Annotated in this window: 13 protein-coding genes and 1 pseudogene; 10 read left to right on the top strand and 4 right to left on the bottom strand. The window is 36.5% G+C overall.

Features of this window, described 5'->3' with window-relative positions:
- Window positions 1–166: 166 nt before the first annotated feature.
- Window positions 167–358, bottom strand: a pseudogene (locus tag IQ247_RS12090) (transposase); the annotation flags it as partial.
- A gap of 118 nt (window positions 359–476) precedes the next feature.
- Window positions 477–1196, bottom strand: a complete 720-nt coding sequence (locus IQ247_RS12085) for a cytochrome b/b6 domain-containing protein (protein ID WP_193920244.1) — start codon at window positions 1194–1196, stop codon at window positions 477–479.
- Window positions 1197–1346: 150 nt separating this feature from the next.
- Between IQ247_RS12085 and IQ247_RS12080 the strand changes: the two genes are divergently transcribed.
- The 8 genes from IQ247_RS12080 (at window position 1347) to IQ247_RS12045 (ending at window position 7763) form a co-directional block, all read left to right on the top strand.
- On the top strand, window positions 1347–2123 hold the full coding sequence (locus IQ247_RS12080; protein ID WP_193920243.1) for an SAM-dependent methyltransferase: 777 nt from the start codon (window positions 1347–1349) through the stop codon (window positions 2121–2123).
- Between the two features lie 41 nt (window positions 2124–2164).
- Window positions 2165–2947 carry a globin domain-containing protein gene (locus IQ247_RS33390; protein WP_193920242.1) on the top strand — a complete coding sequence of 261 codons (783 nt, stop codon included), beginning with the start codon at window positions 2165–2167 and terminating at the stop codon, window positions 2945–2947.
- A 279-nt stretch (window positions 2948–3226) separates the two neighbouring features.
- Window positions 3227–3520: a hypothetical protein gene (locus IQ247_RS12070; RefSeq protein WP_193920241.1), complete on the top strand. Its 294-nt coding sequence runs from the start codon at window positions 3227–3229 to the stop codon at window positions 3518–3520.
- A 194-nt stretch (window positions 3521–3714) separates the two neighbouring features.
- A complete protein-coding gene (locus IQ247_RS12065) occupies window positions 3715–3999 on the top strand; it encodes a hypothetical protein (RefSeq protein ID WP_228059681.1) in 285 nt (94 codons plus the stop codon).
- Window positions 4000–4417: 418 nt separating this feature from the next.
- On the top strand, window positions 4418–6181 hold the full coding sequence (locus tag IQ247_RS12060; protein ID WP_193920239.1) for a WD40 repeat domain-containing protein: 1764 nt from the start codon (window positions 4418–4420) through the stop codon (window positions 6179–6181).
- Window positions 6182–6369: 188 nt separating this feature from the next.
- Window positions 6370–6714, top strand: a complete 345-nt coding sequence (locus IQ247_RS12055) for a hypothetical protein (RefSeq protein ID WP_193920236.1) — start codon at window positions 6370–6372, stop codon at window positions 6712–6714.
- Complete coding sequence (locus tag IQ247_RS12050) at window positions 6704–7102, top strand: hypothetical protein (RefSeq protein WP_228059680.1); 399 nt, start codon at window positions 6704–6706, stop codon at window positions 7100–7102. The genes IQ247_RS12055 and IQ247_RS12050 overlap by 11 nt, the downstream gene beginning before the upstream one ends.
- A 163-nt stretch (window positions 7103–7265) precedes the next feature.
- Window positions 7266–7763, top strand: coding sequence for a DUF427 domain-containing protein (locus IQ247_RS12045; RefSeq protein WP_193920232.1), 498 nt, complete (start codon window positions 7266–7268; stop codon window positions 7761–7763).
- Window positions 7764–7847: 84 nt separating this feature from the next.
- Here IQ247_RS12045 and IQ247_RS12040 read toward each other — a convergent pair whose 3' ends face one another.
- Entirely contained in the window at window positions 7848–8879 is a 1032-nt protein-coding gene (locus IQ247_RS12040; RefSeq protein WP_228059679.1) for a metal ABC transporter solute-binding protein, Zn/Mn family, read from the bottom strand.
- A gap of 75 nt (window positions 8880–8954) precedes the next feature.
- Between IQ247_RS12040 and IQ247_RS12035 the strand changes: the two genes are divergently transcribed.
- On the top strand, window positions 8955–9905 hold the full coding sequence (locus tag IQ247_RS12035) for a nucleotide-binding protein (protein ID WP_193920231.1): 951 nt from the start codon (window positions 8955–8957) through the stop codon (window positions 9903–9905).
- A gap of 191 nt (window positions 9906–10096) precedes the next feature.
- Here the strand turns inward: IQ247_RS12035 and topA are convergent, their stop codons facing one another.
- Window positions 10097–12313 carry a type I DNA topoisomerase gene (gene topA / locus IQ247_RS12030; protein WP_193920229.1) on the bottom strand — a complete coding sequence of 739 codons (2217 nt, stop codon included), beginning with the start codon at window positions 12311–12313 and terminating at the stop codon, window positions 10097–10099.
- Window positions 12314–12887: 574 nt separating this feature from the next.
- Here topA and IQ247_RS12025 point away from each other — a divergent pair.
- Window positions 12888–13274 (top strand): hypothetical protein, encoded by a 387-nt coding sequence (locus IQ247_RS12025; protein WP_193920227.1) that lies wholly within the window; start codon window positions 12888–12890, stop codon window positions 13272–13274.
- Window positions 13275–13297 lie beyond the last annotated feature (23 nt).

Raw genomic sequence — 13297 nt, 5'->3', positions numbered from 1 at the left:
GGGTTGGGGAGGGGTGTACTTCATTTACTTGCTCCGTTGCTGTAAATAATGTAGGGGTTGCTGAAAAAGTCATAAAAAAGTGAGATGGAGATTCATTGGTTATTCAAGGAAGGACAAAAAATAAGTTTTTTTATAAAAAACAAGAAAGTCATAATGATTGCTAATGTCAGACTGTAAAAAAGATCGATTTCTGAATGCAGAAGCACAAAAAAGCTCTTAATAAACGTGAGAGATAAGCAGAAAGATTCATTACTAAAAAAGTGATGGCGATTGCAGTTTTAGAAGTATGAGAAAGTTTAGTCATCACACGATTAAGACTAAATCTTCTTTTACCTTGACCAAACTTGCCTTCAACGCTTACCACTTAATTGTGAGAAATTCAGAATAAGACTTTATCTCTTTTTACGTGTTTCCTCTGCGCTCTCAGTGTCTGGTGCGATTATTTTTTAGATAATCTTCTGGGGAAAAAAGAGTAATTAACCAACTTCTTTGACGAGGGAAATTATCCAAGCTAAAACAATAGTAATTAATACAAAAATTTCGATAATTTTAAGCAAAGAGAGAGATGATAGCCATTGCTTAATCATTATTATATCAAAATCAGAACGCCAATTAGCAATATTTTTGCGCCACAAATTAGGACTATCTTTACTACGAAATCGCCAATTAATCATTGATAAGATTAAAGGTACACCTCCAACCTTAATACTCATTAATAAATGCAGCGCGATGCAACTTACTAAGACAAGCCAAGAAATCAGATGAGCATAGTACCAGGAATGATTAAGTTCTCCTTGGGGTAGCCACTTTTCGTTCATCATCTTGCCCGAATAAACAGCAAAAGTTAATGCCAAAATACTCAAGGTATTAACTAAACGATGCAGAGTATACCACCAAATTGGTTGTCCAAATCGAGTTAGTTTACTTAAAGAATCTGACTGAATTAATCGACTTTGACCACGATGAAAAGCATAGATAGCAAATAGAGGAAAAATAAGTAAAGTCCACAGTCCAAAGGTACCATGAATACCTTCAATTTCTGTCCATTTGGGTAGTGGAATTTGTCCCCAACGCCCATCATAAACATCGTAAGTCCAGAAAGCCGTAATAACAGCTAAAATTGCGAATAAGCCAGTTAAACCGTGAAGAACACGTAGTAATAATGGTTGATAAGGTTTCGATAATTTCCCCGACATCAATCCCCTCATTAAAAATCATTCACTAAACCTGTTTGTAGTTTAACCCAAGCGTCCGATAAACAAAAGTTTACACTTAAATATGAGCTACCTCAGAGACGGGACTAAAACTTGATGTCAAAGTAAGAGTATCGAGTTTGGATACGACTCATGACAACTACTTTTAATTATGCCACTGCACCAGGTCATCAAGTTTTAGCCGCAGCAGGAAAAAGAATATTACGTCCCGGAGGAAAAGCAGCTACAGAAAAACTATTTAGTTGGGCTAATTTTCAACCAGGAGAAACAGTATTAGAGTTAGCAGCTAGCTTTGGTGAAAGTGCAATTGAAATAGCGAAAAGATTTAACGTCCGGGTTGTGGGAATTGAGAACAATCCAGATAGCGTAGCTAAAGCGCGAGAAAACATCAAAGCTGCGGGATTATCAGATCGAATAACTATTATTGAAGGGGATATCTTTGAGTTAAATCAGATTACAGAAAAGTTTGATTATGTCTTGGCTGAAGCCATACTAACCATGCAATCAAATACAGGAAAAGCCAAGATATTATCAGCAATTAAAGACTGTTTGAAACCAGGAGGGAAGTTTCTTTCCCATGAAATGTTGGTTCGTAGTCATGAGTCAGAAGTGCGTAAAAGTCTGTCTCAAACTATTCGGGTGAATGCTAATCCTCTAACAATAGAAGAATGGCAAACAGTCTGTAAAAAAGCTGGTTTAAGCATACAACAGCAGCAAACAGGAGCAATGGGATTACTTAACTTTGATCGGATACTTCGGGATGAAGGTTTATTCAGAACAATCAAAATTGTCTGGAATGTTTTAACTAATTCTGATTTACGTCAAAGAGTCTTACAAATGCGCCGTAGCTTTCAACAGCAGCGTCATAATATCGGTAACATCGTTTTTTGGGCAAAGATTAGTAATTGATTATTGGTCATTTAGTTGAATAAATAGGAGTTTATCAAATTATGAATACGACAACATCCAACAATTCTTTTAATACTACTTTGCAGGATTTAATTGAATATCCTACAAGTGGCATTCTCAGTAAAGTTATATTCAAAGATAATAACAGTCAATACAGCTTATTTTGTTTGGCAGCAGGTACGGAAATTGATGAACATACCTCCACTCGTAATGCTGTAATCACAGTAGTAGAAGGAACGGGAAACCTGAATTTAGAAGGTAAAGATATTGCTTTAGCACCAGGAGTATTTGTCTTTATGCGGGCAAATGCACCCCATGCTTTACAAGCAAAAGAAAATCTGGCATTTGTGCTGACTTTATCCGAACATCTTGCCAAGAAAAAAATTAGTCAACAAACCATTGATATTGTCAAATCTACCGCTCCCGTAATCAAACAACATGGGCAAAAAATTACTACTCGGATGTACGAAATTATGTTTCGCACTCATCCAGAAGTGAAAGCACAATTTGATATGTCCGCACAAGCGAATGGTACTCAACCAGCTAAACTTGCTACCGCAGTTTATAGCTATGCTACTCATATCGATGATTTAGAAGCATTAAAAGCAATGGTAGATAAAGTTGCTCATCGTCACGTACAAACCCACGTTTTACCAGAACAATATCCCATTGTCGGCGAATGTTTATTGCAAGCAATTCAAGATGTATTGGGAGACGCTGCAAGCGAAGAAATCATGACAGCGTGGACTCAAGCTTATCAGGCATTAGCTGAGATTTTTATTAATCGAGAACAACAAATCTATCAAACTGAAAAGGTAAGTTGATTTGATTGAGGAGATTTTTCCTGTAGGATGTGTGACGCTATGAGAAAATTTGAACGTAGCAATGAGATTTATAGCGTCACGCACCGGCCACCAATTATGACAATATCATAAGTCCTACCTTAAAGACAAAAAAATATAACTAGCGAAAGAGTAAATCTAAGTATTAATCGCGGTAAATTCGTAAATAACTAAGTATGTGAATCATAATTAGTCACCAAAAATCAATATTAGATCAAAGGTGATTAATATCGCTTTCAAAGCAAAATAGAGGTCAAATATATGAATAACGAAGAAAAAGAAACTTTACCAGAAAATCCAGATTTAGCAGAACCTGGAAAAGGTGCGCCCGGAAATAATCATAGCGGGGTGCAAATGGCACAAACAACCGCAGTGAATCCCGCTGATGCAAAAATCCCAGCGAATACCCCGACAGAAGAGAGTAAACAGCAAGTTAAAGCTTTAGAGAAGCAAGAAGAAGGTACATTAAACACCACCGACGGTTACATTATTGATGAATCGGGTAAACTCGATAACTTCGCGGTTGAACCAAAAATGTATGTTGAAGACAAATAGCTTTGATATCCAACTCTGGTAAAAATAGAGTTATCTAAAATAGAATGTAAGACATTTTCTAGAGACATGAGACTTCATGTCTCTATATTTTTGCTGTTATGGCGGTAGCCTTTTAGGAGATTTCCCCCCAACCCTTAAAAGCAAAAATATCATGTCTTAACCAATATCCCATTGCTATACTTTGCTCAAAACTTATGGATAAATTAGAAGAAGACTCGCAAAAAATGCAAAAAATTGGAAGAGTTGCTGCCACATCTGTAATTTGGGGAGTTAGTGGAGGAATGCTGGCAATTTGCATTCCCCTTGTAATGGTGACAAAAACTGGTGCAATTTTACCTCTAGCGACGATTATAGGAGCAGCAGTTGCCACTTTTGCGGTATGGTTTGGAGGAAATAATAATTCCCAAGTTAAGCAATTAGAAGAGAGAATCGCTTTTTTAGAAACAATCGTGACTACAGAGGATGCCGAGAAAAGCTAGAAATCAACTAAAAACTACACAATCTCTATAATTTCGCTATAATTTACTTCCACTACAAACAAGTAATATTGATCAATTTGATTCAAAAATTATTTTTAGTAGCTGTCTCTAGCAATTCGCTCCGCTCAGTATAAGTTTTAAATTTTGCGAAAAGTTAGATAGGAAGATTCCTCCTAGCCCCGCAAACTTTTCAAAATCGATTTTGGATTAACCCCACAAATCAATCTTGGGGCTTGTACCATTAAGGAATTATTGATAACATTTAAAATACTGATTTAACCAGATTAGCTGTATTAAAAGAAATAAAATTATTTTGATTTATGTTTTTTTTATGGATATTAATCGACTTTACTTGATCAACGAGAAACAATTGTCTTCTTTTAAATTAAGTTAATTATTCAAGGTTGTGCATTAAAGTATGGACGTAAATTCTATTAACTTACTAAAAGCTCTACAAGCCGACTTTCTTGAGCGAATCAAAAAACCAAAAACTTATGAGATTAGTTTGCTCGAAACTAGTTTTAAAGGTTGTCATAGAGAATATATGGCATTTTGGGGTGAAAGATTGACTTTACTCATGGAAAATGCTCGTCAACAAGCAGAAATTCTGGCTCGAAATCCGCCACCAATTCCATTAGAATATCCCGAAGACCCTGATTGGACAATACCTTTTGCCACTTTTTTTCAACACCAAGCTGAAAGTTATTTGTTGCGGGAATTGATTGTTGAAGAGGTGATGAAAGCTTGTTTTGGTAAGCTGGTGAAAAAGATACCCCTAGATGTTTTAACAAATATTCCTTTAGATGATGAAGGAAATCTTAGAGGTGAAAGTAAATATTCTTTTTTAGTTACAAATGACCCCGAAATAAAAATTAGAGCTTGTATTTCTGATTCAGAAAGCTTTAATAGTCTCAAAAAAGATAAAGTACGTTGGACAATCACTCAAGAAGATTTAAATAATTACCAAATTTTATTTTTTTTATGTTTATTTTTCCCTGGTTCCGGACAAAGAGGATATGAAAAAGAAGCTCTAATTGCTGGATTTTTACCAACGAATCAAATTGAATTTAACGGTTTGCAAACTCATGTTAACCCAAGTAAATTACTGTATACAGGAGGATTATCTTGGTACTTAAATTTACTTAAAAACCAGAAAAATCTGCCGAAAAAAGTTGATGATATTCAAGAAGCCAAAACAATCGCAACTCTCTCATCAAATCATCCTCTACAAACTATAATAGGTAAATGGCAATGCTCCCAGACCTTAACTGGACATATTAAAGGAATTAATTGTATTGCTTTAACACCTAAAAATCAACATTATTCCCAATCATTAATAGCTAGTGGAAGTCGAGGAGAAATAAAAATTTGGGATTTAAAAAAGGGTGATTTAATTGCGACTTTATCGGAATATCCTTGGGTTCGTACCGGAATTGCAGATGAAATCAATTATTTAGCCTTTAGTCCTCATGGACAAATTTTAGCAAGCGGTGGGGCTGATTGTACTATCAAAATCTGGCATTTAGGTGCTAAAGACTTGATTGATATCATGGATAAACATAATGGCATGGTTCGCTGTGTTGCTTTTAGTCCTGATGGTAAAATATTAGCTACTGGTGGTGACGATCGCAAAATTCAGTTTTGGGATATGAGCGATCGTCAAGTTGCGATGACGCTTTCTTTAGATGATACTGCGGCTCATTCTTTAATTTTCAGTCAAGATGGAAAGACTTTAGTTACGGGTAGCTATCGGAAAATAAAAGTTTGGCAAATCTCTCCTAATCAAGAAATATGTGACGTAAAGGTAAAATTAGAGCATTCTCTTACAGGTCATTCTCACATAGTTCGTTCCTTAGCGGTGAGTAAAGATGGAAAAATTATGGTGAGTGCGAGTACAGATAAAACAATTAAAGTTTGGGATTTGAAAACAGGACAATTGCTTCGTATTCTTGAAGGACATGAAGATGGAGTATATACAGTTACAATCAGTCAAGATGAGCAAATTATTGCTAGTGGAAGTGCTGATAACACGATTAAATTATGGCATTTAGAAACGGGAGAGTTACTAAACACTTTTACAGGGCATAATAACACTGTCACTGCGGTAGCTTTTGCTGAAAAAGGAAATATCTTAGTCAGTGGTAGTTTAGATAAAACTATTAAAATTTGGCAGAGAAATTAGCGATAAAATTTACTCGATTGGAGCGCAATATTCTAAATATCCGCTGGGCAATAAGTCGGGTTTCTACGATGATTTTGGGTTGTTACGGGTATGTTTGAGGAGAAACCCGACGAATGGGGGTCTTGCAGATTGCCATCGCTTGATATTATCAGTGAAATACAATCAGCATCTACTTGTAATTTTTGACTATGACAGATGAATCATCTATTGATCCATTTTTAGAACAGCTTTGTGAGGGATATTCAGAAACAGAAGTCGCTGAGATTAAAAAGTATATCAACGAGTGGGATGCTGCTACATATATTACTGTATCCCATAATATTTTAGACCATGCTTTAAGAAAAGAGTTTGAGCCATTGAAATATTTGCGTAAAGCGCATAATTTTAATAAAAAGGGAGCCATTAGAGTTCCCAAAAATGGTTTTCGTCAAGATGGTTCTGCTGTTTACCGTAAGGGGAGTGAATTTTTGATTGTAAGAATTGACCGCTTTGGTACTGAAAAAATAGTTACATATGGTGTTAATGATGACTGATACAGTTCTAAGTATCCAAAATCCAGATATTCATAAAATTTATATTCATCGTTTATTAAATCAGCTAACTAATGATTATAAAAATATCAAATCAGAAACAAAGAAAATAGCTTCATTGTTATCTCAATCTGATGATGAATTTACACCATTGGAAGAACTTGAACTTTTAACGGTAGATATTAGAGGTTACGCAAGTCAAATCTTGGTGACGGATCAGGTAAAAAATAAACAGCAAGCAGTAGAAAAATTACACTCTCTTGCGGTGATTAATATACCTGCCATCGCTTTATTCTACCTGGAAACAGGTGATGATTATCCATACACTAAGGCGTACATTCGTACTTTAGATTATATGCGATCGTTGCTTGTGGAGTATTTAGTTAATTAAAATTATAGGTATTTGGGGATTTTCTCGTTTTGTAAGAAGTCGGGTTTATAGGATGATTTTGAGTTGTTACGGGTATGTTTGAGGAGAAACCCGACGAATAGAGATTTGGGCTTCTGGGATAGTACAATTACTATATTTATCAATCCAAAATCCAAAATCCAAAATGTTCCATCCCCAACCCATAGAACCCGAACCTGGACAAGAATCAGTATGGGATTATCCCCGTCCCCCTCGTTTAGAAGATACTGATAAACATATTCAAATCATCTTTAACGGTGAGACTATTGCCGATACCAAGGGAGCAAAGCGCGTTTTAGAAACCAGCCATCCTCCCAATTACTATATTCCACCCGAAGACATCAAAATGGAATATTTAATCCAAACACCGCAATCAAGTTTTTGTGAATGGAAAGGACGTGCTAGTTATTACACTCTGAAAGTAGGCGAGAAAGAAGCCCAAAATGTCTGCTGGTTCTATACTAACCCCACCGAAGCATTTGCATCACTTAAAGATTACGTAGCTTTTTACGCTCACGTTATGGATGGTTGCTACGTAAACGGAGAAAAAGTCGAACCACAACCAGGAAATTTTTATGGTGGTTGGATAACTAAAGATATAGTCGGGCCATTTAAAGGAATTCCCGGTAGTTGGGGATGGTGAAATCAGTTATCAGTTATCAGTTATCAGTTATCAGTTATCAGTTATCAACCAACAACTGTCAACTGTCAACTGTCAACTAACTCTCTATTTTTCAAATATCAAATAAGTTCCTTCTAAACCTTCTAAAATAGTACGAGTATTGGCTGTCATCATTTTTTGGTAAGTGTCTGCTTCGCTTCCTGGTAAACCTAAATTCTCGGCAAAAAGCTGTCTTTGTGATATATTTACTTTTGCTTTTTCTGCCACGGTTTTTATTAATTGAGGACTAACTGTCGGCTGGACAAAAATTGTTGGCACGCTAGCTTTTTGCAGTGTTTTAGTTAGTAAGTTAACTTTCACATCGGATATTTGTTCTGTAGGATTAATAAACCTTAAAGTTCCCGCTAATTTCAAACCATAAGCACGAACGTAATAAGCCATTGCATTATTAGTTGTTACTAAAGTCCGTTTATTCGCAGGAATAGTTGCAATTCTAGTTTTTATCCAACTATCTAATTGTAAAAGTTGATTCTTGATTTTTTTAGTATTACTTTGATAAAGTTCGGCATTTTCGGGTATTGATTTAGCTAAATTAATCCCAATTACTTCTACCATTTTTGCCGCATTTTTCGCATTGTGCCATACATAAGGGTCGGCTACTTTTTTCCCATTTATGGTTATCATTAATGGTGTGGGTACGGCAATTTTCGCTACTGGAAGTTTCGTTGCAGGATTTTTACTCGAAAGAATATATTTCTCTAATCCTGGTTCTAAATTGTAACCATTAAAAATAATTAATTTCGCTTGATTTATTGCTTGTTGATCTGATGGAGTTGGTTGATAAATTTTGGGATTAATTGATGGTGAAGTTAAACAGGTAAGATTAATTGTTTTTGCGGCAATTTGTTTTGTTAAGTCGCATAAAACACTGGTAGTTGCCACAACTTGCGGTAAATTTTTCTCAACTGTAGTTTTAGTTACAGTTGTTGTGTAAGATGAACTATTTGTTGAATTGTCAGAATTATTACAACCATAAAATGATACGCTAAAAATAATCAAGATAATACGGAAAGCTTTGTTGAAAAGTAGTTTTTCTAACATAAAGTTATAATTAGCACTTGTTTTATATTGCCTCATACTACTTGTTTCTCTCAACGCGAATGATTATTATTGTCATTGAAACAAATATTTTTTCAGCCTTAAGATATCGCAATGACTATCAATACAGTTAATGCATCTTTTGATAACGAACTTGTCATAGCTTTGATGGGTAAAGGTGGAACGGGTAAGACTTTCACTTCACTGGGTTTAATCCAAGGTTTGAGAAAGTTGGATCGAGAAATGATTGTAGCGGATGCAGACACTAATAGGTCACTTTCACGCTATCTTGCTGCTCATTATCTAGGGTATGGGGAAGAACAGTTAAAACAACTTCCACTGATAACTCAAGCTGAGCAAGATTTTTACGATTATCACCAACTAGATTCCGAACAAACTTACCGCGAATTTTACGGTACTCCATTCGAGCGAGTTCAGAAGTTTTCGGTTGAACCACCGGACTATTTTACTCAAAAATACACAAAATCCCTTGATGATAAACTCGCTTTGATGTCGGTAGGAACCAGTGCGATGCGGATGGAAGAACTATACTCTACTCGTTGTTCTCACGCAACTTTAAACCCTTTAAAAGCTTGGTTAGCGCTGTCTACAAACGGGATTGTAGTTCTTGATTGTGGTGGTGGTGAGGATTCCGGTAGATTTGGTTTACCTATTGGTGCGAATGTGGTGGTTGTAGTAGTAGAAGCAACTCCCGATGCGATCGCAATTTCCGAGGATATCCGCGCTATTGATGAAGAATTGGGAATTCCGGTAGTTTACGTTTTAAATAAATGTCTCAATCAGTTTCCCCAAGTTGAAGCTTTTGAAGCGGAACACCAAGATACTATTGTGGGTAAAATTCCTTTTATCCCTAGTATTTATGGTAAAAATCCTCTGGAAGTGTTTGACGAAATTGAACCCATATTTACACCAATGGTTGAGAAAATTCTCACTCAGAAATTAAGTTCTCCCCAACAACGATGGGAAAGAGTATTAAGATGGCAAGAACGTTTACAGCAACAACGAGAAATGGCAAAAAGTCAACCTTTTAGTTTTATTTCTTAATAATTAATCACGAGCAGTAATTGCTGAATATTTAGACTACTGCATGAAGCGGTTTTTCAAGCTGATTATAAGTCTCATTGATTTGTTTGCAACTTTTTATTAGTACCTACAATCTACAAAAATCTTTCTTCACAATACAATCTCAAACCCAAAATAAAATCAATTCTTAATTTTTTTAATTTGAAAATTTTTTAATCTTTCAATTCTCCATATTTCGGACTCCACCATCCTTTGGCTGTGTTGAAATAAACGGCTTCTTTGTGTTTGCTATCTTTACGTAATTCGGAATCGGAACAGCGTAACATCGTTTTATTTTGTCCATCTTTTGTGTAATTATATTCTTCCAAAGGTTTTTTACATACCGGACAAGGATACTTGGTAACTTTTCCCGGAGATTTTTGAGAAGGTGTAGTCTTCTCTGTTTTAGAACCTGGTGCTTGCCATGTTTTGTTATAATCGTTCCAGAATAAAACCACATTTTCACAACCGCTGACACATTTAAGAAAGTATTTCTTTTTAACTTTACTGCTCTTAATTTTTGCTAGATAATTATTACACTCAGGACAGCGAGTTCTAGATTTTTCATATTCACGCTCTGCTACTGTTGTTTTCTTTCCATTTGACGCAGCGACGGGTACAGTTTTCGCTTTTACTAAAGCTGGTGCAAAGTAATCTTGATTCCAACTTGTAAGATATTTTTGCCAAGGTTCTTTTCCCGAAGCAATGCTATCAAGAGCATCTTCCATTTTGGCAGTAAACTCAGTTTTTAATAAATCTGGTAAAGCTTTCTCTAAAAAGTCATCTACCTCAAGACCTAAAGTTGTCGGTTGTAAAATTGCTTTTGTTAACTCCACATAACCACGTTTTTTCAAAGTTGCAATTGTGGGAGAATAAGTACTAGGACGACCAATTCCTTTCCGCTCCATTAATTGAACTAACTTTGGTTCACTGTACCGTGGTGGTGGTTGAGTCTGTTTCTTCTCATGACCAGCATTTTCTAAAGTTAGTATTTGTCCTTGTTGTAAATTGGGTAAAAGTGTATCTTTACTCAAATTTGACCAATATTTAGCATAACCGAGAAACTCCACTACCTGTCCTCTCGCTTGCCAAAGTATCTCACCAGATTGAATTATGACCAAAGTTTTACGTAACTGCGCTGCACGACATTGAGAAGCAACCGCTCTTTTCCAAATCATTACATACAAATCAAACTCATCCGGGGTAAGTTCAACCCGCAACTCAACCGAAGGACGAAATACATCAGTAGGACGTATAGCTTCATGAGCTTCCTGAGCAGTTTTATTACTCCGATGTCTTGCTGTTGTCTGGGGTAAATTTTGCGGGTCATTTTGCTCCAACCACTTACGGACGCTAGCACAGAACTCTGGACTCAACATTACCGAATCTGTCCGCATATAAGTAATTAAACCAGCCTCATACAGCTTTTGTGCTACGAGCATAGTTTTTTCAGGAGCAAATTTCAACCGTGAACCAGCAGCTTGTTGCAGAGTCGAAGTAATAAAAGGTGGAGGTGGTTGACGGCTGGCAATTTTTCCTTCGTATTGCACTATTTTATGAGAATGATTTCGCGCTTGAGTCACCAACCGTTCGGCTTCAGCTTCGGAAAGTACACGAGTCGATTCTGCGGTTTCTGACTGCTTGATTACCGTGTCATCATTCTCTTGAGCATCTTGCTGTACTGTTTCCGGTGGAGAATTGACCGGGGAACGCCGGTGCACTACGGCTCCGCCGTTGCACGGCGGAGTAACGGCGACTATTGCTTTATAAAAAGCCCGGAACCCTTCAGCATAGTCTACCCAAACGCTCCAATAATCCTGGGGTACAAAAGCCAGAATTTCTCTCTCACGCTGACAAATTAAATGTAGGGTAGCGCTTTGAACCCTACCAACGCTTTTTGCACCATTATTCAAAGCCCAAACTAACGGACTTCCCTTATAACCAACTAACTTATCTAAGCAATCCCTGCATAATCCAGCACCAACCAAATTAGTATCAAGCTTGCGGGGTTTAGCCACAGCAGCCCGCACCGCAGCTTCCGTAATCTCCGTATAAACAACCCTTTTCGGCTCCTTCAATCCCAAAGCTTCCTTGAGGTGCCACGCGATTGTTTCCCCTTCTCTATCGGGGTCTGTAGCCAAAATAACTTCATTAACCTGATTAGCCGCAGCTTTTAACTTACTAATAGTTTCCTTCGCTTGCTGATTGCGGGGAATGTAGCGACACCGCACGCGATCGCCATCCATAATAAAGCCCAAGGAATCCTCACCTTCATTGCTGAGTTCTCGAATGTGACCGCAACTAGCACGAACAATCCAATCACTTCCCAGAATTTTACTCAGCTTTTTAACTTTACCAGGAGATTCTACTATCAACAGGCGTTTAGGCATGACATCAAAGTTTAGCTAGAGATGCAATCCCGAAAAAGGCTTCGACATTTTACATTACTATCGTACACCAAAACCTTACCCCGTCCCAATTTGCGAAAGAAAAAAAACAGCATTTACCTTTAACTCTTAACCGAATTTTAACTAATTATTGAATAACTCATTTTTTCAAAAAACCGAGTTTCTTAACACCACAGGTTTTAACAACTCATCGGTCATTACCATATCTCTGATTTCTTAAATTAAAAGAAAAACTATCAGAATCAACGGGTATTTTAATAAGAAATATTAAGCAAACAGAGTTAAAGTCTTATATTTAAAGTGGAAATAATTTTCCTTGTATTCGGGTGTATGCCTTCAGATAGATGATAAAAACAAATTAAACCGCAAAGAAATCCCAATACATAATTACGAAATATTAACTGTAAAGTTTATTAAATAAATGCTCATCTTCTGAGGCAATTTATATATACTTGATTTTCATATATGTTGAACAATTGAATATGTTGATCCCGGCGGGAATTAATTAAACTATTGCTCGATTTCAATCTATATATTGTACTTTGGAGGAAAAATAATGGCTTTGTCACAAACTACTGATATGAGAAAAACCTACTCATTATTAATGATAAAAAGCTTTTTAATCTGGACATTTACACTGGCAGTATGTTTGCTGGTTGTCGGTTTTCCTTTAGTTGTTTTGATGGCTACGATTGGATGTTTGCTGTCTATTGTTCTACAATCTGTAATGCCTGCTAGCGCGGTTTTGCTTGTAGCCGGTAGCTTAGTAATGTTTAATGTGATGGCAGTAATAATGGCTGCTGGTGTACTAACACTGCGAGGTGTTCATCCCAATCAAATTAAATGGTTAAGCTGGTTGCATGGAGAAGAAGAAGAATTAAACACAAGTGTTTATGCAGCTTGTCCTTTAACTTGCGAAGTTGAATCCCTCAGCTTGCAATAAATTCAATAAATTATAACCATCAC

It is taken from the genome of Plectonema cf. radiosum LEGE 06105 (assembly GCF_015207665.1).
Lineage (GTDB): Bacteria > Cyanobacteriota > Cyanobacteriia > Cyanobacteriales > Nostocaceae > Rivularia > Rivularia radiosa_A.
Note: the sequence above shows the minus strand (reverse complement) of the source record. Positions and strands in the feature narration are given on the sequence as shown.